Source organism: Brevibacillus schisleri (assembly GCF_055685845.1).
Map to the genome: position 1 here is coordinate 3,215,025 of NZ_JBVNDM010000001.1, position 23,348 is coordinate 3,238,372.

The following is a 23,348-nucleotide window of genomic DNA, read 5'->3' on the forward strand; positions in this document are numbered from 1 at the left end:
GGGTATCGCTTATTCGTTATTTTCAAAAGTCACGCGCAAAAGCGCCATCATAAGCCGCTGGAATCATTTGATCTCTTGACTTTGCATTGTTCGGTTTTTGTAGTACGATAGGCAAGTAGGTCATTTTTTCTTGATAAAGGAGCAAACAGATTATGAGTATCCATATTGGAGCACAGCAAGGTCAAATTGCTGAAACCATCCTGCTGCCGGGAGATCCGCTACGGGCCAAATACATTGCTGAAACTTTCCTCGAAGGAGCAGAGTGCTACAACAACGTGCGTGGCATGCTCGGCTTCACAGGTACATACAAAGGTAAGCGCGTTTCTGTACAAGGAACGGGCATGGGAGTTCCTTCTATCTCGATCTACGCCAATGAGCTCATGCAATCGTATGGCGTTCAAAACCTGATCCGCGTTGGCACATGCGGCGCGATCCAGGAAGACATCAAAGTTCGTGACGTGATTATCGCCATGAGCGCATCCTCCGAATCCCAAACGAATCGTCTCTTATTCGACCAGATTGATTTTGCTCCTACTGCTAACTTTGAATTGTTGCACAAAGCATATCAAGTAGCGACTGAGCGTAATCTGCCCGTCAAGGTAGGGAATATCTTTACGAGCGACAGCTTCTATCGCGAGAGCTTGGATTTGTACAAAAAATTGGCATCCTACCAAGTGCTTGCTATTGAAATGGAATCTTCCGCGCTGTACACATTGGCTGCAAAATATAAACGCAACGCATTGTCTATCCTTACCGTGAGTGATCACATTCTTACCGGTGAAGAAACTTCCGCTGACGAGCGCCAATCGACTTTCAACGAAATGATTGAAGTGGCGCTGGACGCAGCTTTGATCAAGTAAATTAGCATGCAGACGACATCCCACTGGCAAACTATCGTCAGTGGGATTTTATGTAGAGAATGGAAAAAGGGGATGGAATCATGAAACATAACTGCCCTGCCTTTTTTGAAACGGCATTTGACGAAGGGTATACGCAAGAGCAGGATGGCTATATATACAGGTTGTTCCGTGAAGATATGGGCAAGCTTCAGATAAAAACCGGAAAAATCGTGGCGAACGATCCGTTTGTCATGTTTGAGACTGAACCGTTTCAGGAGGTTTTCCCAAAAGGGAGCTTTTCCGTACAGCTTGCTATTGCGCAAGTTCAATCCCTGTCAAAGGATGAGCAGACGGATGACGCTCTGGAGCCAGATGAACGGGTAGCATTGGCACGGATTGTCTTCTCAGATAAACCTGTCGTGTCTTGGAAAATGGCTGTTTGGCCGGAGTCAGATGTGTCACAGCTTGGCGAAGGTGAATTTTTTGGCTACGGTGTGGATGCGGGGACAGGCTCGTTCATGGATACAGAAGCTTGCGCGCTTTTGGAACGAGAAATGGAGAAGGACGAGATGTTTTTTGAGACATTGACAAAGAAAATGGATCAAACGTATAAACACACGCGGAGTTGGGGGCTAATAGATTTGGCGGAAGGCTCTAATGTTGCTATGTTTTCAACAGGTTGGGGAGACGGCAGCTACGCGAGCTATATCGGTTATGATACGGAAGGACAGATCGCACGTTTGGTAACAGATTTTTACTTGTTGGATTGGATGAGAACTGCTGAAGAATAGAAGTCGGGGTAAACGGGGAAGGAAGAGAGAAGAAAAGCTTATAGACGCCAAAGTAGAGTGCCTTCAGTGGCACTCTTTTTATTGGTTATTTTTTCTTATTTCGTTCGAGGTATTGTGCCAGGTTATTCAACGTATTTTCGTACGATCTTTTTTTCGGTGTAGGGGCGATCGTTTTAGATTTTGGGATTACTTTGGTCATTTGGGGACCTCCGGGCGTTTTTAGTTATATTGATCTTAATTATAATATAAATGAATTTACAATAAATGTAAATAATGTTTTTTATTTAAAGTGAATTTTTTTATTTTATTGGAATTTAAGTGCTTTATGTAGATTGTAGATGATGTCTGGTTCAGACAGTAATTTTGTTACTGCTTGTTAATATCTTATGGTGAAACTGATAAACATACTGGAAGAGTTTCTGATTGCTAATTAGATTCTTAAAAGGACAAGTTTCGGCGCATGCATGTTTTTCACCATCTTTAGATCCATGCACGAACGAGTTTGTAACATAAAACTGATAAACAGGTGAGTACCCCTCTCAGAAATTACGCATTTCATTTTGAGTCCGATAATATATATTATGTAAACTGATAAAAAGAGCAAGTGGGAGAATAACTAAAGGTTCTTGGTTCCTGTCTGGTGTCCGTTGAAGCAAAAGTGGTTGCATAAATGAAGCAAAATAGGTTGCATTACGTAAAAATGAACCCAGAGCGATTGCATAAATCGGTTGAAAACTGACAGTTGTAGCTGTTAGCATATCTGCAATCACTTTTGGTTCAATTGTACGTTATGCAACCACATTTGCTTCAAAAGAAGGAGATCTCTAATAGTTTAATGGGTTGGATTCAATCACTGAACGCATTTTTTCATGTTTAATCTTCGTATAAATTTTGCTAGTACTGGGGTCTTTATGCCCAAGCAGTTCAGAAATCGCAAGTAGATCTGCGTTACCTTCGTTATATAGAATGGTTGCGCATGTATGTCTTAATTTATGTGGAGATACATTAAAATCACATTCTACACCGGCTGCTTGTGCAATTTGTTCAATAATATGTTCAACTCCACGTCGGGTTAAACGCTTACCATGCTTTTCATTTATAAACAGTGCGACTTCGTCTTTATTATTCCGTTCTTCAAGAATTCTTTTACGAACGGGCTTGTATCGATCGATTGCTTGAATCAGTTTTGGGGTGAAGGTTAATTCGCGTTCTTTACTTCCTTTACCCCTTATTTTTATTATGCCTTTGGATTCATGGATATCGTTTAGATTCATTCCGACTAACTCTGAAACCCGGATCCCAAGAATTAAAAAAATCGATGTCATTAAATAGTCGCGTTCATGCATTTTTCTTTTTTGGGCGGAATTCATCATTTTTAAAGCTTCTTCAACGCTCAAACTTTTAGGAAGCTGTTCTTTTAACTTCGGGTTTTCAATATTCTGGGATATATCGTAAGCTAAATACTTATATTTAACAGCCCAGCGAAAAAACTGACGGATTCCTGAAATTATCGTGTGACGGGTTGTAGGCTCAAATACTGTACCATCAGGATTTTTTAGAGTTCCGAGGAATAATTCAAGGTCTGCAGACGTTATTTCATCAATATACAAGACGTTACGGCGCGCTTCTAACCAGGTCGAAAGTCGAAAAACTGAACGATGGTAGTTCTCAACAGTTCCTTTGGAATAACCGCGGTTAATTTCCAAATAGACTGCAAATTGATCGTTCAAGTCATCAATTGTTCTCTTCTCCACTAACTAGATCACCTCACTTTTTACAAAGAATAGCATATTTTACTACACAAAATCCATATTTTGCGAAGTAAAAATTATTAATCAAAGTCACTTCCTTTACGTGGAAAAACGTTGTTTGGTGTTTGTCGACAAAAAAATTGCAACTTTACTTTAGTGCCGTTTATGATATTGAATGATAACTTAATCACATTAGTTCTTGTTGTTTGTCCAAGTTGTTATAGGTATTATACACGTTACATAATAGATTGAAATTACCTAAATGCACGCCAAAGCCTTGATATAACAACGTTTGTATATAGTGTAATCTAATACATAATTTGAAAAGAAAAGCGCAGCGATAAAATGATGTTGTGATCTTAAGCCAAGGCATATATAAGAGATCCAAAAGCCCGAACGTATTTATGATAGGTATACACCCTATATGTTCATTCTGGATGGAATTCAGTTCATGAAATAGCAATTTTATGAACTAGATTTAATCTTATTAAAACTATAGATTTTTTTGATCGAGCTTTTAACAAAACAAAATTTTCAGATGATTCTTTTTATTGACTTTTCTATAATTCCTCTTCTACATATTCTTTCGTTCACACACTGTATTCTCAATTACCCTATACGCTCTTTAGTTTGTTTTGAACCTCCCCCTCTTAACCCTCGTTTACTACAATGGTTTTGTTACCGATTGACTAAAACCTGTGCTACTCTCATGGTATGTTATGAATCCAGGACGACAATAGGGTTTTGTATCACTACTCCTCCCTACAGCTGAACCAATCCTTTTTGTAGGATCATAGCTGCAACGTCTGGATGAGTTTGGAGCAATTGTATCAATGTTTCTTTTGGAATGATCGGAGATTGCGACGTATCAGTTTCCCGCTCCTTATTTGACGATTCTTTAAAGTCTGGTTTCCAAATTATCACCTCATCGCCCTTTTGGGAAAGTTCTTCTTCGAGACGTGTTAACTCACGACGAAGGACTTGGATATGTCTTCCGTAACGTCGGATGTAAAAATGAAGGTTATCTTTTTCTGAATGCCCAAGCAAAAATCGAATGGAGTTAAGGTCGATCCCTCTTTCGGAAAGAAGAGTACTAATTGTTGCACGAAAACCATGAGGCGTAATCTTCTCATCCCCGCTTAATTGTAAAACTGACGACAAGCGATTCGTAATACGGTTTAACGCTTTGTCACCTAACGGAAGTCCACCTAATCCGAATAGCAGTTTGTCTTCTGCTTTTAATTGATGTTTATTTACATGCTCGATAAGTTCTGTCATTAAATTAGGTGGCAATGGGATGATTTGAACCTGTTCATTGATAATAAAGTAATAGACTGGAATCCTTGATATGGAGGGAGTTGTTTCAGGAAAAATCTTCAGTCGTACAAATTAAGATTTAGACTCATACCCACATTTAAAAAGCCGCCGACAATGACTTGAAAAATAAAGTCTTAGACTGCGGCTGCTTATTTTGCGCTAACGTTCTCCGTTAGCTTATGCGTATAAAGATTTAGATGAAGATTTCGGGAAACCATAAATTTATCCTACTTGTACAAATTGCATGACGATTTAGAACAAATTGGTTATATTAGTAATAACTGAATACCAACAAAAGTAAAGAAAAATTGGTCAATTTAGAAGTAGCACTATTTGCGTAAGTTCTGAAAGCAAAGGAGCGGGTCACAAGGCTTGAAAAAACTGAATCCGTAGTTAAAGGATGGATTAAAGAAAGGAATCATATTAAATCCTAAATCGGGTTATTAGTTTTGTTAAGAGAGGTGCTTTATGGGGTATTCGAAGTTAAATGAGCTAATTCGAGACGAGGTTATTAGTCGTTTGCTTCCTGAACAAAAAGACTTCATAGATAATCATATGCGCCGTGGTAAACGAACTCAATGGTTAAACATAATGGCCGAGATTAAGGGAATATCTCTAGTCGATAGTGATGACTATGACACCATTGTTAGTAAGGTGGGAGGTTGGGTCCTTAGCAATTACGAAGATCGAGGGGTCCGCGATCAAAAATGTGAATGTGGGCGACCGATCCGCCATGTGTACCATGTAACAAATCTTGATACCCGAGATGAGCTCCTCCTGGGTAGCAAGTGCATACAAGACTACACCAACTTAGATGCTGCTACCGTAGGACGCATTAAGCGTGGAATGGAAAGCATCGATTTAGAACGTGATGAAATACTGCGTAAAATCGAAGATGGATGGCGTCTACCATTCTTTGTACCAGATGATCTTGAGTTGCCCGCAGATATCCGAGAACACCTTTCAGTAGGCTTACCTCTGCTTGATCGACAACTAGCTAGGTTGAATGTCCTCGTACAGAACTACGCGCGGCAGTGTTCCTCAAGAGCAGCTGAAAATGAAAAATCACGGACAGAGGATTATCAAGTCGACCTATTTACAAACTTTTATGATGAATCCACTTCTCTAGTAGACAAGAGCCTCACCCAATCTAATAGAAATCGCTTTTCATCTACATCGATGAGTGAGCAAGTGGAATATAAAATCCCCCTTTTATGGATTAATGCCATTGAACGTTGCCTCAAGTCATTGACACAAGCATCACAAAAGTCTGTAACTGCACTGGATGTAGCGAACATAGTCGCAAATGAATTGGGTTTGCAACACGATCGTTACCTTACTGGGAAGCCTCGTACATATTACCTGGTTGCACTTTATTTAGATGAGAAAACATCTACCGGCCATCTTGAGTTAGTATCCGCAAGCCAAGATAACCGACTATATACTTTGAAGAACCTTCAATAACATTGATTTCATAGGGAGGCACTCAGTGAAGATCGTTCAAATTCAGCAGAAAATGGACCTGTTTGATGAAGCAGTACAGGTTTTTTGGAAACAATGGGGAAATGAGAAAAATTACAACTTTTACCGCGATTGCATGCAACATTCTTGTGAGACAAACGATGAAATCCCCAGATTATATATTGCCCTACGAAATGAGAGGATCATCGGTACTTATGCCTTAATCAGGAACGATCTAAACAGCCGTCAAGATTTATATCCGTGGCTAGCCTGTTTATATGTCGATCCTGAGTATAGGGGAAAAGCAATCGGTTCCCTACTCTTGGAACATGCGATTCAAGAGGCGGCCAAAAAAGGCTTTAAAAGCGTTTATTTAACGACTGACCTGGAAGACTACTACGAAAAATACGGTTGGACACATACATCAGAAGCATATGGAGTAAGCGGTGGATCAATCAAGGTATACGAAAAATCAACAGACCAGGAGTAAATGCTTAAGAACCATCCGTTCCACTCCTGATCATTTGGACTATTCTGCCCTCAGTTGAGAAAAGGCGGCCAATCACCTTGTCGGCCCCCCAGGTTGGATAGTTAAATTTATCACACTGTGTTTCTGTTCCCATTCCAATAATGTTTGGCGTTCATTTATTTCACAACTGCTAATACGTCAGCTGAAAGTGATAATACGTTCATGGAGACTGGAGGGGCGTTGCACGAGACCTCCGCTTAATATCGCTCGAACAAAAGCATTTGCGGATTGCGGACATCCGCATGGAAGGCGATCAAGTTAACAAAGGGTATGGATCGATCATGATGAATGACCTTATGCAGCTCGCACACGAACTGGATGTACAATAATTACCGGGTGGATTTGATTGGGAACATATAGAACGATTAGAGCATTTCTACAAGAAGTTTGGATTTCGATGTGAGATGGATCATGAAGTTAAGCGATCATGGTACGAGTAAGTGTCATTGAACACAGACAAACCCTCGCTGTAACTAGCACAAGGTGCCATAATGCTGGCTAAACACGCCAGACTTCAGCGAATTGTTGAACTAAACTCCCCGTTAGTTTAACGGCCCCAGTCTAAAACTTTATTATCCAGTCTAGTACTTTATTAATCAGTCTAAAACTTTGTTATCTCTATACAGAACCTTCTTTTTTGTGTTTATGGTTTCTGCGTATTCATTTAAACATAAAAGTGATTTTTCAATGTGAAGATCTTTTACTTTCAAGTTCGTAAGTGCATGATTCCGAAGACCTGATAAAATAAGGAGCTTTATGGTTGGTCTAATATGAGCTTCGTCCTCTTCTAATTCATTTGCATATTGATATGCATGCTTGAGCTGATTAATCTCGAGAATTGGTGAATGGTGTTCTTGATGACCCGGTGGAATTTCTATAGCTTTGAAACAATTGTTCTGGATGACCCCAAGGTCATGGTAAAAAGAGAAAATAGAAGATAAGGGTGCGATTCGCCTCTTTATGGTGGAATATGCTACATCTTCTTCATGCTGCTTTTCTATCCATTTTTGTATGAGGTGGATCTTCCCATTTAATAAACTACAATTCATATTTATTTCACAGAGGAACTCTTCAAAATGCATTACATCTTTTCGATAACTTGTAATTGCAGATTCTGACCAACACTTATATTCCTGCATAGCTTCTAATGCTTCCGAAATGGTTGAATTCGAACTGATCTGTTCATCAATTAAAAACGGATCCACCATATGTTTCCCAACCTCATTTTATTTTTCTTTTACGTTTTTTAGCGTAGTATCTCGAGTATCAGATGGCTTTTCGAAACGAGTGTTACATTTTTCAATCAAGCCTGTTGGAATGTTCTCATTTTTGGACTTCACGAACCTCTCCTCTTCTTGTTCGATTCATTCTTCGATAAGCTTTAGTGCTTGTTGCCTCCGATGATTAATCTCTGGTACGTTTTTCGTTTCTATGGACATAATAAAACCTCCTTATAAAAGGAGGTTTTCCAGTATTGAGCTGATTTTTCTTATGTACCCAATTTGGTATATCCGATAAAAGAATTAAACCCAACTGGCAGACAAAAGGGAATACTATTTTTTGCATACAATTGCTAAATTATCGTGTGATGAAATTACGGTTGCCATCTTGCCTATATCATACTGAAAATGTTTCAGATGAGATATTAACCAAACAATATCCGTTGGATTTGCCTTTCGATTAGTAACCTCAATCAAATTGGGACATCACTAGTGGAGTTATTGTAATGTATTCTCCAATTATTGGAGAGAAGTATGATTTGCGGAGAGAAAGAGAAGTCCCTCGGGGATAAAGCCTTTCATTTGTTAACGGATGTACGGCTTTACACTTTCTTCGAAGAAAACGGATAGTAGCAAAAGAATTTGTCCCCAGTTTTGGACTTGACCCGTCCGTTCCAGTAAGACATCCATGGTCACCAGATATAGCATTCAGAAGGGCATCGCCTGTTGGGGCAACATTGACGTTATGAAGTAATGGAATTGGAACTGATATCTTTAGCATGCTCTAAATTATTCTCTACCCCGCGCGGTTATTCAAAGGTCACATCGTTATAATTATACCCAAAGGATAACGACGTTTCTGGATTCATCATCCTCAAGCAATAGAGAGGAAAATCTAACTGACTTTCCCCCTCCCTATTCTTCTTCACAGAGTTATTATCTAGCCTATTAAATAATGGCCTAATAAACTAAGTCCCTCTTCAAGATTTGTGGAATGACCGATAGCATGTCCTAGTCTAAATGAATTTGGAATATCGAAACAAACATTAAGGCAAAGTATCACATGAGTTTTCACATAAATATCCGTCATAATTTCACTACTCGGCGGTGGTCTCAGAGAGACGTTTGTTTATTCTTTGGGGTTCATTGTTACCTGGAACTCAAAAGAATTATTTTAACATTTGTGTAATAGTGACTACCAAATTATCTTCTTCAATAGCTATTTTCACTTCACCATATTTAAATACTTTTTCTCTTACCGACTTATCTTTAATCACTTCAATCAGCAGTTCTTCCACTATATCTTTAAGTGTGTCATCCCCAAGAATATGGGCTGAAAGAATGCCTATATCCCTAACGATACTTTGATCAATAGGTGCTTTTAAGACGTTAAAAATCCCATATGCACCTGAACTATCATTAGTTACCGATTTTAGCACCACAGATTTTTTAAGTGTGAAGCCGAACCCATCTAGATCTTGGTTAATATTTGTTATGTCATCAGCGCTATAGTTTCCTTTTCGGAGTAAATTAATTGCCGCTTCAAACCCTAAACCATAAAATGTTTCCGCAGCATTAGGAATTTTCGTTCCGAATTTCGGATGAGCAACCCCAAACCATTGCAGGATGCGTTCCATTTCTTCAGACGAATAATAACCGCTGACATATCCGACATTTGAATCAGCATCCGGGTTTTCCTGACGGTACTGGCGCATAAACTCTTGAGCCTCTTCTGGTGACTCACACTGGTCGATACCGTACCACATTAGGTCTTCGATTGTTTTTAGCTCTTTACCTTTCCAAATCATTGAAAGCCCTCCTCATTCTAATTTCTCTTTTGTTTAATTTCGTACTGAATAGCAAAGTGTGCTTCCGCCTGCTTTCCCATCTTGGCAAGAACGTTACTATTTTCCGCAAGAACCACTTGATGAATCTCTTGGTGTGTTATTATAGTCAACACCATAGCACAGATACTCTTTGTCTTAAATAACACAAGTAAATCTGTGAGTTTAGTTGATTTATCTCCTATGGCTTCCTACTCTAGCGTGATTACATCGTTCCAACAGTAGTTTTGTATACTGGTTGATACAGTTCTAGAATCTTAATGAGTTACCGAATTAAAGCAAAAGGGAAATTCTTGTTACAAGCGACCCAATACGCTGGATCGGACAGGAACTGCCTGACTTTTCCAGTGTAAATGATTTTTTGTACTGTGAATATATGTAAATCATATATTAGTCGGATTTTTTTATGATTTAAAATTGTTCATACATCGCTACTTTATAGACAAGTAAAAAAGAATACTATATAGGCCTTAATCGATTACCAGTCGGTTCACCATTGATCTGGATGCTAAATGTAAACCTTTGCATTAGGCAGTCATAGCAGATTCAGTACTCTAATAAAGCGAAAAAGTGTTCTATACAAGTAATCCATTTAAGTACTGGTACCTTGTTTCCGTGTACAACTGGGGTTCAGTAGGCTATAAAGATTACGAGATTCATAACCAAACTGACCTTCTCATGTAAACAAGTCCTTCACGTTTTCTGTTTCCGAATACAATACTTCGTATACAAGCTCTTGGTGACGCTTACTCATGGTAACTTAGCAGAGCCCACCATTACTAAAGTTCTGAACAATTTGGGCGGGCATGGAATTTACCAGCAGGATAGCTTTTCCTTTATAATTCGACAGCAATTGAACCTCAACTGAAATGCGAGAATGAACTTGACGATAAGCTAGTGTGGGGTTACCATAGTGTTGGTAATAAATATAAAAAATAATAATTTTTTCAATTAACGTGAATTACAATCAAAATGTCTATTATCATTTTAAGTTGATGGACTTGAAAAAGTTTTGATCAAGGGATTCAGAGTAGAGGGTCTCAATAATTGTTACACGACAACGTTTTACATGACTCAAGTACTGTTGAGCATTTAATTCTAGGGCTGCTGTTACTACCAATTATCTGAGAAACATCTCGAAAAGGAGTCATTTACCTCTATGAACTGGTATGTTCTCTTTGTTAAATCGGGTAATGAACATTCTGTAAAAGATTGGCTGAATAAATCCTTTGATAAAGAAACTTTGTACTCAATCGTTCCAAAACGAATCATTCCTGAGAAAAAAAACGGTGAACTTTTGCGTGTCGAGAAGAATTTGTTCCCCGGATATATTTTTGTAAAAACAGAAATGAATTTTTCAACATACTACTCCATTAAACGGCATTCAAAAATCATCCGCATACTAAACTATCTAAATAAAATAGACCTAACATACGATAGTACCGTTTCCCCCCGAAACTGCCGTGGGAATCAAAATTATGAAGAAGCGCATTATTTTAAAAAGATTCCCGAAGAAGAAATGTCGATTATTCTTAAACTTCTGAATAATGATGATCAGATCGATTTTTCCCAAGTATACACGCAAGACTTTAAAGTTTATGTAGAATCAGGCCCATTAAAAGGAATGGAAGGTATTATTAAAAAAATCGATAAGCACAGGAGAAGGGTAAAAGTGCTTGTTTCCCTTATGGGAGATGAGCGAATTATCGACCTTGGTATTGAATTTATTGAGCCTAGTGTGTAATTCATTTAGCCATCATAGGTAAATGCTAAATGTTCAAATCCCCTGAAAGCATTACTACTGTACTGGAGGTTGAACATTATGCAAATATACGCTGTCCCTATATCTACATTACCAGATGAGTACATTTCACACCTCTTAACCTTTGTTACTGAAGAAAAGAAACAAAGACTATCCAAGTTCCTCCACCGTGAAGATCTGATCAGAGGACTATTGGGCGACCTCCTTATTAGAAAAATCGTTTCTGAAAAATTTGCTATTCCTCCGAAAAGTATCTTGTTTAGCAAGAACACATTTGGAAAACCGTACCTTTACATTCCGTTGAACCTACTTCATTTTAATATCTCACACTCGGGAAAATGGATAGTCTGCATAATAGACGAGCACCCTGTGGGTATTGATATAGAAAGAATTCATACGATTGATCTACAAATTGCAAGACAGTTTTTTGCAAAAGAAGAATATGAGTTTATTGAGAATGAACAGAATGCCCAGCAAAGGCACTCTCGCTTTTTTAAAGTCTGGACGGCCAAGGAGAGTTATGTAAAAGCAATCGGCCATGGACTTTCGATTCCACTAAATAGCTTTTCAACTGTTCGAGGAGGCGGGGTTGAGGGATTGCGTGTATATGATCATTGTAATTGGTATTTTAAGATATTCTTTCTCGATGACCAATATACTCTTACTGCTTGCGCGCAGAACGACAAGTTTTGTGAAACGGTTGAGATCATTGCCTTGAATACATTTGTTCAGTTTTTTCTTAATGATTGAGGGTGACCAACATTCTTGTTATTTAATTTGTGAAAACTCTCCCCCGTATTGTCAAGTTTTTTTGAAAAAAAAGAAGGCTTCATCCTCAAATCCGGTTCGGGGATGAAACCTTCTTTTTTAATTTAAAGTGCTATCCTATCAATTCCACTTTTCTCTCATTTATGATTTTAGCACTCCTCTTCACGATCTACTATCTTACTATTTCTCTCTTTGGAAATCTTCTTTTAACAAGCTATATATCTCTAAATCTACAATTCCTTTACCGGACCAGGATGCTGCTTGCCTTAGCGTTCCCTCCTTAATGAAGCCATTCTTAAGCAATACCCTTTTGGATACTTCATTCGGAGGCATTACATCTGCTTGAATTCTGCTCACTTCGGCATCTTCAATCAAGAAGCGTACGACCATGTTGACCGCCTCTGAGGCAATTCCTTTTCCCCAGTGTCTTTCGGCCAAAAAGTAGCCGATTGTTACCTTGTTTATTCTTTGATTAAACTCGAAAGCCTCGATAATACCAACTAATGTGTTGCTCTGGTTATCAGGAAAAATCCCCCATTTCAACCTTGTTTTTTTATGATAATCCCTTTTAAAATGCCTGATCATGGTCATTACGCTGTCCTTTTTGTGATTTGGAATAATACCGCAATACTCAAATACTCTATCATTGCTGTATATCTCAAACACTTCTTCTAAATGATGATCTTCAATCGGGCCAAGTGTTAATTTGTCCGATTTCAATACTGGAAACTCCTTGAACAAAACGTTGCTATCCATCATTCAATCTCTCTCCTGTCCTTGTTCTCTTCTATTAGACGCTACAGTCTGCAACCTCGTGTTCGGGGGTGCTTCCTATATTTACTTCAGGGTGGATGTAAAAAAATCCCGCCAATGTAGAAGGCGGGACTATGTCCGGAAGCTAGGGTTGTACTCGTTGGTTTGTCATGATCTTTTTTAGACAAATGCTCGTATCATGAACAATTTGCTGAACCAAGTCAATAAATTGAGCAATGAACTCGTTAGCCGATTCATCTGGGAGATACGTATCTCGGTATGTCATTTCCAGGTACAGGGTCCGCTGATCTTCTTGTACGACAACAAAGTGGATATCGAATTTACTTGGAGCGCAATCATATTCGACAGGGAGCATCTCCAGACCGGCAATTTTCTCTACTTCGTCCTTTTGTGCAAATTGGAACATGACATTAAACAAAGGGTTTGTGCTGATCTCGCGCGGGACGTTCAGTTTGTCCACCAGATGATCAAAAGGATACTCTTGATTTTCATATGCTTCTAGCAGTCGCTCTTTCACCTGATTCAAATACTCCAGAAAGTTCAAGCTGCGTCGTAGCGAGTTACGAATTGCCAACGTATTGACAAACATCCCTACAATATTCTCCAGCTCATCGTGATGTCTTCCCGAAATTGGAGTACCAACCACAATATCTTCCTGGTCAGAGAGTTTGGACAACAGAATAGTAAAGGTGGTCATCAACACCATAAAAAGGGTCGTCTCTGTTGACTGAGCAAGGTTCTGCAAGGCCACAGCTGTGTTTTCCTCTAGGGAAAAATAGATCGTACGGGTATTGGCATCTACTGCCAAGGAAGCTTGGCGACTGACTGGCATTTGTATCGGGTGAACAGGCTCTTTGAATATCTCTAGCCAGTATTTCTCCTGCTTTTTCCATTCTCTCGTATTCATGAGCTGATTTTCCCAGACAGCGTAGTCCTTATATTGAAGCTTGGGGGTGTCCATCTGTCTTTTTTCGTAAAGGGCTACTAAGTCTTTTAGTATAATCCCTATTGACATACCATCTGTTATGCTATGGTGCATATCAATGATGAGGATGCACTCTTCTTTATCTATCAGCTTGATTAGCGCTGATCGAAACAGCGGTGGTCTATCCAGGCGAAACGGCCTGACAAAATCTTGAATCATTTCTGTCGCTTCTGCCTCGGTCAGTTCATATACGAAAGAGGTAAACGAAACGTCAGAATGCACCTTTTGGAGCAACGCACCGGTTTCCACATCCAATTGAAAGGATGTCCGAAGTGATTCATGTCGCTGGACAAGTTCCTTCATGGCCTCCCCAACACGTTGAATGTCCAGTCTCCCTTTCATTCTGCGTATGACTGGAACGTTGTAAGTTGTTCCGCTACCTAGTAGTTTATTGATCATAAACAGCCGCTTTTGTGCTGAGGATGCTGGGTAGAAAGGACGCTCGGCAACTACTTCCAGTGAAGGCAATGGATTCAAAGAGCAAATTTCGATCTGTTTAGCTAGTTCTCGAATGGTAGGATTACGAATCAACAGATTAAGATTCGATTTAACGCCAAAAGCCTTATTTATTTTGGCGATTACATCAAGCGCTTTGAAGGTTTGGTCTGTTAACTGAAAGAAATGATCATGAACGCTTACCTTGCGGATTCCAAGTGTTTCCTGCCACAGAGCGGCTAATTGTTGCTCTGTTGCTCCCCTCGGTTCGTCCTCCTCAATCAGAACCATGTTATCGGGCCACAATGGCAACGCTTTGCGGTCAATTTTGCCGTTCGGAGTCAGCGGTAGTGACTCTAGCAATATGAGGTATTGCGGGACCATATAGCCTGGAAGCTCGTCTTGCAGGTAATGATAGAGCTGGTCGGTTGTCAAAGAGCTGACCGGAACTACATATGCTCGGAGTATCGCGTCCCCGTCCACATCCTGTACAGCCGTAACCACTGCTTCCTTTACTTGAGGATGATCGATTAGCTTCTTCTCGATCTCTTCAATTTCAATGCGGAATCCACGGATTTTAACTTGGTGGTCTACCCTTCCTATGAATACCACGTTGCCATCTGGTATCCGCTTGACTATGTCTCCTGTCTTGTACACAACTCTCTCGGGCAACTCGTTGCTCTGTACAAAGCGTTCCTCCGTTAACTTGGGAGCATTGTAATAGCCAAGGCCGACCCCCACGCCCCCGATACACAACTCACCTTCCATACCTTCCGGGACAATCTTCATCTCTTTGTCCACCACATACAATCGGACGTTATCAATTGGCTTGCCAATCGGCAGCTCGACTTCGCCTTGCCAGTCTTCGCTGCGCATGCGGTAATAGGAAGCGATGTCAGTACATTCAGTCGGGCCGTAGGTATTTACGATTTCCGCCTGGCAGTTCTCGCTGCGCACCCATGGACCCAGCTTGGTCATGTGGATCGGCTCGCCGCCCAATAATACCCATCGAAGGCTTTTCAGTTTTTTGTAGTCGTCGTCTGCATTCTCCTCGAGCAACGGGTAAAACGCACTAGGTGTGCAGTTGATTACGGTAATGCCTTCACGTTCAATGGTCGCCGACATCTGTTCGTAGTCATACAAACCCGGTTCGAAAAGGATTAAGCGTCCACCAGTAATCAAGGGCGCATATAGATTTTTTTGCGCCAGATCAAAGCTGGCTGAAGCAATGAGCAGGACCCGTTCGTTCTCGGTAAACCTAAACTCCCTTGTGTACCAGTGAAGTAGATTGACAAAGGCATGAGACCGGATCATAGCACCTTTGGGATTTCCCGTTGAACCAGAGGTATAAAGTACGTACATCAATCGCTCAGGATTATATGGAAGAAGCAGGTTTTCACTTGGAAACTCAGCCACTAGAAGGTCTTCCACCGCAACAACATCTGCATCCGTGTCGGCAATACGGTCTTGAAATGCACGCTGGACGAGCAACAACTTCGCACTCGAATTGTGTAGCAAGTAACGAAGACGCTCCGCTGGATAGCCGGGGTCAACTGGGGTATAGGCAGCTCCGGCTTTTAGCACTCCAAGTAGGCCTGTAATGAGTTCCAGCGAACGCTCGGCCATCACGGCAACAACGTCTCCTTCTCCGATTCCCCTGTGATGCAGGGCATGAGCGATACGGTTGGAGGCCGCATGCAATTGATGGTAAGTGAGGAGCTGTTCACCGAACACGACAGCGATCTCCTCGGGGCGTTGTTCAACCTGTTTCTCCAGCATGTGTGCAATGCTTAGCTCAGAAGGAAATTCGGTGGTGGTCTGATTCAAGCCATAGACAAGGCGCTCTCGTTCATCTGCTGACAGCATGTCCATATCTTCCAGAAGCTGATCGACATTACGGACCAGTTGTTCTAGCAGATTGCGGTAATGGTGCAGCAACCTCTCCATCGTGTTTTTGGCAAACAGCTTGACGCAATATTCCAGATTCAACTGGATGCCTTCGTCCTCTCTCTCGATCGCTTCCAGCATGAGGTCAAACTGAGATACATGGGCGTTGATCGGATGAGTTACCATCCTTACCCCTTCCATGCACGGAAGGTAACTCTCCATGTTTTGTAGGACGAACATGGTATCAAAGAACGGATTGCGGCTTAAATCCCGGGAGAACTCTAGTTTCTCGACCAGCTTCTCAAACGGCCATTCCTGATGTTCATAGGCTTTCAGACAACACTCTCGTACTTCTGTAAGAAAGGCACGGAGTGACTTGTCTGGGTGCGGGAAGCTTCGCAGGGCCAGTGTGTTGACGAACATTCCCACGGTATTTTCAAATTCAGCTTGTTGCCTTCCCCCGATTGGTGATCCGACAATGATATCGGTTTGTCCCGTATACTTGTACAACAACACTTGATACGCAGCAAGCAAAACCATATACAGGGTGGATCCTGTTTCTTCGGCTACCTGTCCCAGCTTTTTTGCCAGTGAGGCGTCCACGTGGATGCTTACCTTGTCGCCTTCGAAGCTTTGTATCGGTGGCCGTGGATGATCCAACGGAAGATTCAATACCGGTAGCTCGCCTTGTAGCGCGTCTAGCCAATACTGCTCCTGTTCTTGCAAGGTCTCTCGTCTTTTGTTTTGCCAACTCGCATAATCCTTGTACTGCATCGGCAATGATTCCAGTACTTCTCCTTCATAAAGGGCGGAAAATTCTTTCAATAAAATCTGAATAGAAATACCATCTGCAATAATGTGATGCATATCCAGTAGAAACAAATGTTCGTTTGTGCCGAGCCGGATGACTTTCACTCGGAACAACGGACCTACACTCAGATGGAATGGACGCACGAACTGCCTGATTAGTTGGTCAGGCACTCCACCGATCACTTCCTCATAGGTGAAGAAGCCGTTTACTTCTTTCAGTACTTTTTGAAAAACCGTATCGCCAATCATCTCAAAGCATGTGCGAAGCGATTCATGCCGACGGCTTAACGAGGTAAATGCTTCGTGACAGCGGGCAGCGTCCAATGGGCCATATACGTGAGCCGCCCATGGCACGTTATAGGCAGTGCCTACACCCTCAAACTGTTCCAAAACATAGAGCCTCTCTTGCTCCGAGGAAAGCCGATGATATCCTTGCCCTCCTGCTGTAGGAATGGATACGATGCTTGTCTTGGGGGTTTGTCGAATGACCTCGGCAAGCTGTTGAACAGTCGGCGATCGAAATAAAGTTTGAATCGGGATGGACACACCAAATGTCTTTTTGATTCGAGAGAGAAGGGCAATGGCTTTTAAGGAGTGTCCTCCCAAACGAAAGAAACTGTCTTGGAGGCTAACCTTGCTAATGCCAAGAACATCCTCCCACAGTGTCGCCAATCGTTGCTCTGTCTCACCGCTGGGATCGTTTTCCTCCGTTCGCTCGATTTGCTGAGTAGGCAAGGGCAGCGCTTTGCGGTCGATTTTACCGTTCGGAGTCAGTGGCAATGCCTCGAGGATCATTACCAACTGCGGGACCATATATGCTGGCAGTTCCATCTGGAGGTAATTGCAGATTTGGTCGGTGGTCAGGTTAGTGATCGGCACTACATATGCACGGAGCGTCGTGTCTCCGCTTGCATCTTGTACAGCCGTAACCACTGCCTCTTTTACTTGATGGTGATCGAGGAGTTTCTTTTCGATTTCTTCAATCTCAATGCGGAATCCACGTATTTTGACTTGGTGGTCTACCCTTCCTATGAACATTATGTTGCCATCTGGTAATCGCTTGACGATGTCCCCCGTTTTGTACACGAGTCTCTCGGGCAACTCGTTGCTCTGTACAAATCGTTCCTCCGTCAACTCGGGAGCATTGTAATAGCCAAGACCGACCCCCACACCCCCGATGCACAACTCACCTTCCATACCTTCTGGCACGATTTTCATCTCTTTATCCACCACATACAACCGGGTGTTGTTAATTGGCTTGCCGATTGGCAGCTCGACTTCACCCTGCCAGTTTTCGTTGTGCATGCGGTAATAGGAAGCGATGTCGGTACATTCGGTCGGGCCGTAGGTATTGACGATCTCCGCCTGGCAGTGCGGGCTGCGCAGCCATGGACCCAGATGGGTCATGTGGATCGGTTCTCCGCCCAAAAATACCCAGCGCAAGCTTTTCAATTTTTTGTAGCCGTCGTCTGCATTCTCCTCGAGCAACGGGTAAAACGCGCTAGGTGTGCAGTTGATCACGGTAATGCCCTCACGTTCAATAATGCTAGACATTTGTTCGTAATCATACAGACCCGGTTCGAAAAGAATCAGACGTCCACCTGTGATCAACGGCGCGTATAGATTTTTTTGGGCCAGATCAAAGCTGGCTGAAGCAATGAGCAGAACTCGTTCGTTTTCGGTAAATGTAAACTCTTGGGTGTACCAATGAAGCAAATTGACAAAGGCATGAGACCGGATCATGGCTCCCTTCGGATTTCCTGTTGATCCAGAGGTATAAAGTACGTACATCAATCGCTCAGGATCATATGGAAGCAGCAGGTTTTCACTTGAAAACTCAGCTGCTAGAAGGTCTTCCACCGCAACAATATCTGCATCCGTGTCGGCAATACGGTCTTGAAACGCACGCTGGACGAGCAACAACTTCGCACTGGAATTGCGTAGCAAGTAACGAAGACGCTCCGCTGGATAACCGGGGTCAACTGGGGTATAGGCAGCCCCGGCTTTCAGCACTCCGAGCAAACTTGTAATCAGTTCCAGGGAACGCTCGGCCATCACGACAACAACGTCTCTCTCTCCGATTCCCCTGTGATGCAGGGCATGAGCGATACGGTTGGAGGACGCATGCAGTTGACGGTAAGTGAGGCGTTGTTCACCGAACACGACAGCGATCTCCTCGGGGCGTTGTTCGACCTGTTTCTCCAGCATGTGTGCAATGCTTAGCTCAGAAGGAAAATCGGTGGTGGTCTGATTCAAGCCATGGACAAGGCGCTCTCGTTCATCTGCTGACAGCATGTCAATTTCTTCCACACGTTGGTCGACATTATGGACCAGTTGCTCCAGCAGATTGAGGTAATGGCGCAGCAACCTCTCCATCGTATTTTTGGCAAACAGCTTGACGCAGAACTCCAGATTCAAATGAATGGTGTCATTTCCTCTTTCGATTGCTTCCAGCATCAGATCAAACTGAGAGACATGGGCGTTGATCGGATGAGTTACCATCTTTACCCCTTCCATACTTGGAAGGTAGCTCTCCATGTTTTGCAGCACGAACATGGTGTCAAACAACGGATTGCGGCTTAAATCCCGAGAGAACTGTAATTTCTCCACCAGCTTCTCAAACGGCCATTCCGGATGTTCATAGGCTTTCAGACAATACTCTCGTACTTCTGTAAGAAAGGCACGGAATGACTTGGCTGGGTGCGGGAAGTTCCGCAGAGCCAGTGTGTTGACGAACATTCCCACTATATTTTCAAATTCAGCCTGTTGCCTTCCCCCGATTGGTGAGCCTACGATAATATCGGTTTGTCCCGTATACTTGTGTAACAACACTTGATACGACGCGAGCAAAACCATATACAGGGTGGTTCCCGTTTCCTCCGCTACCTGTCTTAGCTTTTTCACAAGTGGAGCGTCCAGGCGGGCGCTCACTTTGTCGCCCTCGAAGCTTTGTAACGGTGGCCGTGGGTGATCTAGGGGGAGATTCAGTACGGGTAGCTCCCCTTGTAGCAAGTCGAGCCAATACTGCTCCTGTTCTTGCAAAGTCTCCTGCCTTTTGTTTTGCCAATTGGCATAATCTTTGTACTGCGTCGGCAGTGGGTTCAGAGCTTTCCCTTCATAGAGGGCGGAAAATTCTTTCAATAAAATCTGAATAGAAATACCATCTGCAATAATGTGATGCATGTCCAGTAGAAACAGATGTTCGTTTGTGCCGAGCCGGATGAGTTTCACTCGGAACAACGGACCTACACTCAGATCGAATGGACGCACGAACTGCCTGATTAGTTGGTCAGCCACCCCACCGATCACTTCTTCATAGGTGAAGAAGCCTTTCACTTCTTTCAACACTTTTTGAAAAACCGTATCGCCAATCATCTCAAAGCATGTGCGAAGTGATTCATGCCGACGGCTTAACGAGGTAAATGCTTCGTGACAGCGGTGAGCGTCCAATGGGCCATATACGTGAGCCGCCCATGGCACGTTGTAGGCAGTGCCTACATCCTCAAACTGTTCCAAAACATAGAGCCTTTCTTGCTCCGAGGAAAGCCGATGATATTCTTGGCTCTCAGCAGTAGGAATCGATACGACGTTAGTTTTAGGAGATCGCCGGATGACCTCGGCAAGTTGCTGAACAGTCGGCGATCGAAATAAAGTTTGAATCGGAATGGACACACCAAATGTTTTTTTGATTCGAGAGAGGAGAGCAATCGCTTTTAACGAGTGCCCTCCCAAACGAAAGAAGCTGTCTTGGAAGCCTATCTTGCGGATCCCAAGCACTTCCTGCCATAGGGCGACCAATCGTTGCTCTATCTCATCGTTGAGATCAGGTTCCTCTGTTGGCCTCATTTTCTCCGATGGCAAGGGCAGCGCTTTGCGGTCGATTTTGCCGTTTGGAGTCAGCGGTAATGACTCTAGCAATATGAAAAACTGCGGGACCATATACGCTGGCAGTTCCATCTGCAGGTAATCACGGATTTGGTCGATAGTCAAGCTAACGACCGGCACTACATATGCCCGGAGTGATGTGTCTCCATCTGCATCTTGTACAGCAGTGATTACGGCTTCCTTCACATGTGGATGGTCGAGGAGCTTTTTCTCAATCTCTTCAATTTCTATACGGAATCCACGTATTTTGACTTGGTGGTCCACCCTTCCAATGAACGCAACGTTGCCATCTGGTAACCGCTTGACTACGTCCCCCGTCTTGTACACGACTCTCTCGGGCAACTCATTGCTCTGTACAAAGCGTTCTTGGGTCAACTCGGGAGCATTGTAATAGCCAAGGCCGACTCCGACTCCTCCGATGCAAAGCTCGCCTTCCATACCTTCCGGGACAATCTTCATCTCTTTGTCCACTACATACAGCCGGACATTGTCAATTGGCTTGCCAATCGGCAGTTCGGCTTCGCCTTGCCAGTCTTCGCTGCGCATACGGTAATAGGAGGCAATATCAGTACATTCAGTCGGGCCGTAGGTATTGACGATCTCCGCCTGGCAGTTCTCGCTGCGCAGCCATGGACCCAGCTTGGTCATGTGGATCGGTTCTCCGCCCAAAAATACCCACCGCAAGCTTTTCAGTTTTTTGTAGTCGTCGTCTGCATTCTCCTCGAGCAACGGGTAAAACGCGCTAGGTGTGCAGTTAATCACGGTAATGTCCTCGCGTTCAATGGTCGCCGACATCTGCTCGTAATCATACAAACCCGGTTCAAAAAGGATTAAGCGTCCGCCAGTAATCAACGGCGCGTATAGATTTTTTTGCGCCAGATCAAAGCTGGCTGAAGCAATAAGCAGAACCCGATCGTTTTCGGTAAACGTAAACTCTTGGGTATACCAATGGAGCAAATTAACAAATGCATGCGAACGGATCATGGCTCCCTTCGGATTTCCTGTTGATCCAGAGGTATAAAGCACGTACATCAATTGTTCAGGATGATAGGGAAGTGGTAGGTTTTCGCTAGGCAACTCAGCTGCTAGCAGGTCTTCCACCGCAACAATATCTGCATCCGTGTCGGTAATACGGTCTTGAAACGTACGCTGGACGAGTAGTAACTTCGCACTCGAATTGCGTAGCAAGTAACGAAGACGCTCCGCTGGATAGCCGGGGTCAACCGGGGTATAGGCAGCTCCGGCTTTTAGGACTCCAAGTAGGCCTGTAATGAGTTCCAGCGAACGCTCGGCCATAACGACAACGACATCTCCCTCTCCGATTCCCCTGTGATGCAGGGCATGAGCAATACGGTTGGAAGACGCATGTAGTTGACGGTAAGTGAGGCGTTGTGTACCGAACACGACAGCGATCTCCTCGGGACGCTGTTCAACCTGTTTCTCCAGCATGTGCGCGATGCTTTGATCAAATGGATATTCAGTGGTGGTCTTATTCAAGCCATAGACAAGGTGCTCTCGTTCATCTGCTGAGAGCATATCCATATCTGCGATACATTGGTCGGCATCACGAACCAGTTGCTCCATCAGATTGAAATAATGGCAAAGCAATTTTTCCATTGTGCTTTTGAAAAAGAGGTTTGTATCGTATTGAACCTTGACAAAGATGCCCTCTTTTTCTGCATCGATTTCTAACGAAAAGTCATACTTCTTCCATTCAATCTCTTCATTTTTCTTTTTGAAGAGAACATCAAAGAGCGGATTTCTACTCGGATCTTGGTCCAAATCGAGTGTTTTCACCAGTTCTTCGTATGAGAAGCGTTTCGGAGCAAGAGCCTGTAAGCACACTTGCTCGATGATGGCTACATACTCACGCCAAGTGATATCCTGATCCACGTGGCCAGCGATTACAGAGGTGCAAGATGCTTGGCTTCCACCAGATTGTTGAAACGAATCAGACGTCCACCCTACGAAGATTTGGTCTTGGCCAGAATATTTGGAGAGCAGTAGTATGAAAGCAGCCAAAAGCATGATTTCCATGGATACGGCTTCTTTCTCTTCAATAAGCTCCAGCTTTCTCTTTAACTCGAGGCTTGTCTTTCGTGCGACATACCCTTTCTCCATGCTTTTAACGGCTGGGCGAACACAATCTAATGGCATGTTTAATGTTTGTTCACGGTTTGCCAATATGTGTCTCCAATAATCATCCACTTGCCAATCACACAGCCTCTGTTCGACGTCTCCAGGTAGTTGGCCGTTCCTGTTGGCAGTTCCAGCAAGCTTCTGAATCATT

Annotated in this window: 12 protein-coding genes and 1 pseudogene; 6 read left to right on the top strand and 7 right to left on the bottom strand. The window is 42.9% G+C overall.

What is annotated here, in order from left to right; translation table 11 throughout:
* Positions 1–152 precede the first annotated feature (152 nt).
* Both deoD and ACUUHJ_RS15795 read left to right on the top strand, forming a co-directional pair.
* Entirely contained in the window at positions 153–860 is a 708-nt protein-coding gene (deoD, locus tag ACUUHJ_RS15790; RefSeq protein WP_015891320.1) for a purine-nucleoside phosphorylase, read from the top strand.
* Positions 861–940: 80 nt separating this feature from the next.
* Entirely contained in the window at positions 941–1,630 is a 690-nt protein-coding gene (locus ACUUHJ_RS15795) for a DUF4241 domain-containing protein (protein WP_472299298.1), read from the top strand.
* Positions 1,631–2,454: 824 nt separating this feature from the next.
* On the opposite strand, the gene ACUUHJ_RS15800 is transcribed toward ACUUHJ_RS15795, so the two are convergent.
* Positions 2,455–3,384, bottom strand: a complete 930-nt coding sequence (locus tag ACUUHJ_RS15800) for a tyrosine-type recombinase/integrase (RefSeq protein ID WP_472299299.1) — start codon at positions 3,382–3,384, stop codon at positions 2,455–2,457.
* Positions 3,385–4,143: 759 nt separating this feature from the next.
* Positions 4,144–4,674, bottom strand: coding sequence for a tyrosine-type recombinase/integrase (locus tag ACUUHJ_RS15805; protein ID WP_472299300.1), 531 nt, complete (start codon positions 4,672–4,674; stop codon positions 4,144–4,146).
* A 492-nt stretch (positions 4,675–5,166) separates the two neighbouring features.
* Here ACUUHJ_RS15805 and ACUUHJ_RS15810 point away from each other — a divergent pair, with 492 nt between their 5' ends.
* Both ACUUHJ_RS15810 and ACUUHJ_RS15815 read left to right on the top strand, forming a co-directional pair.
* On the top strand, positions 5,167–6,162 hold the full coding sequence (locus ACUUHJ_RS15810) for a hypothetical protein (RefSeq protein ID WP_472299301.1): 996 nt from the start codon (positions 5,167–5,169) through the stop codon (positions 6,160–6,162).
* Positions 6,163–6,187: 25 nt separating this feature from the next.
* On the top strand, positions 6,188–6,649 hold the full coding sequence (locus ACUUHJ_RS15815; RefSeq protein ID WP_472299302.1) for a GNAT family N-acetyltransferase: 462 nt from the start codon (positions 6,188–6,190) through the stop codon (positions 6,647–6,649).
* 635 nt (positions 6,650–7,284) lie between these two features.
* On the opposite strand, the gene ACUUHJ_RS15820 is transcribed toward ACUUHJ_RS15815, so the two are convergent.
* From ACUUHJ_RS15820 to ACUUHJ_RS15830, 3 genes and pseudogenes are all read right to left on the bottom strand, one after another.
* Positions 7,285–7,896 carry a tyrosine-type recombinase/integrase gene (locus tag ACUUHJ_RS15820; RefSeq protein ID WP_472299303.1) on the bottom strand — a complete coding sequence of 204 codons (612 nt, stop codon included), beginning with the start codon at positions 7,894–7,896 and terminating at the stop codon, positions 7,285–7,287.
* Between the two features lie 597 nt (positions 7,897–8,493).
* Positions 8,494–8,638 (bottom strand): annotated as a pseudogene (locus tag ACUUHJ_RS15825) (IS256 family transposase); the annotation flags it as partial.
* A 439-nt stretch (positions 8,639–9,077) separates the two neighbouring features.
* Positions 9,078–9,716: a hypothetical protein gene (locus ACUUHJ_RS15830; RefSeq protein ID WP_472299304.1), complete on the bottom strand. Its 639-nt coding sequence runs from the start codon at positions 9,714–9,716 to the stop codon at positions 9,078–9,080.
* 1,195 nt (positions 9,717–10,911) lie between these two features.
* Here ACUUHJ_RS15830 and loaP point away from each other — a divergent pair.
* Positions 10,912–11,496: an antiterminator LoaP gene (loaP, locus tag ACUUHJ_RS15835; RefSeq protein ID WP_088907667.1), complete on the top strand. Its 585-nt coding sequence runs from the start codon at positions 10,912–10,914 to the stop codon at positions 11,494–11,496.
* A 78-nt stretch (positions 11,497–11,574) separates the two neighbouring features.
* Positions 11,575–12,264, top strand: a complete 690-nt coding sequence (locus ACUUHJ_RS15840) for a 4'-phosphopantetheinyl transferase family protein (protein ID WP_472299305.1) — start codon at positions 11,575–11,577, stop codon at positions 12,262–12,264.
* A gap of 198 nt (positions 12,265–12,462) precedes the next feature.
* Here the strand turns inward: ACUUHJ_RS15840 and ACUUHJ_RS15845 are convergent, their stop codons facing one another.
* On the bottom strand, positions 12,463–13,038 hold the full coding sequence (locus ACUUHJ_RS15845; RefSeq protein ID WP_472301201.1) for a GNAT family N-acetyltransferase: 576 nt from the start codon (positions 13,036–13,038) through the stop codon (positions 12,463–12,465).
* Between the two features lie 142 nt (positions 13,039–13,180).
* Positions 13,181–23,347: a non-ribosomal peptide synthetase gene (locus ACUUHJ_RS15850; protein WP_472299306.1), complete on the bottom strand. Its 10,167-nt coding sequence runs from the start codon at positions 23,345–23,347 to the stop codon at positions 13,181–13,183.
* Between the last annotated feature and the right edge of the window lies 1 nt (position 23,348).

Excerpts from the sequence above, each read along its gene's own strand:
- ACUUHJ_RS15820 (WP_472299303.1), bottom strand. The coding sequence starts at position 7,896 with ATGGTGGATCCGTTTTTAATTGATGAACAGATCAGTTCGAATTCAACC.
- deoD (WP_015891320.1), top strand. The coding sequence starts at position 153 with ATGAGTATCCATATTGGAGCACAGCAAGGTCAAATTGCTGAAACCATC.
- ACUUHJ_RS15840 (WP_472299305.1), top strand. The coding sequence starts at position 11,575 with ATGCAAATATACGCTGTCCCTATATCTACATTACCAGATGAGTACATT.
- ACUUHJ_RS15830 (WP_472299304.1), bottom strand. The coding sequence starts at position 9,716 with ATGATTTGGAAAGGTAAAGAGCTAAAAACAATCGAAGACCTAATGTGG.
- ACUUHJ_RS15845 (WP_472301201.1), bottom strand. The coding sequence starts at position 13,038 with ATGGATAGCAACGTTTTGTTCAAGGAGTTTCCAGTATTGAAATCGGAC.
- ACUUHJ_RS15795 (WP_472299298.1), top strand. The coding sequence starts at position 941 with ATGAAACATAACTGCCCTGCCTTTTTTGAAACGGCATTTGACGAAGGG.
- ACUUHJ_RS15850 (WP_472299306.1), bottom strand. The coding sequence starts at position 23,347 with ATGATTCAGAAGCTTGCTGGAACTGCCAACAGGAACGGCCAACTACCT.
- ACUUHJ_RS15810 (WP_472299301.1), top strand. The coding sequence starts at position 5,167 with ATGGGGTATTCGAAGTTAAATGAGCTAATTCGAGACGAGGTTATTAGT.
- loaP (WP_088907667.1), top strand. The coding sequence starts at position 10,912 with ATGAACTGGTATGTTCTCTTTGTTAAATCGGGTAATGAACATTCTGTA.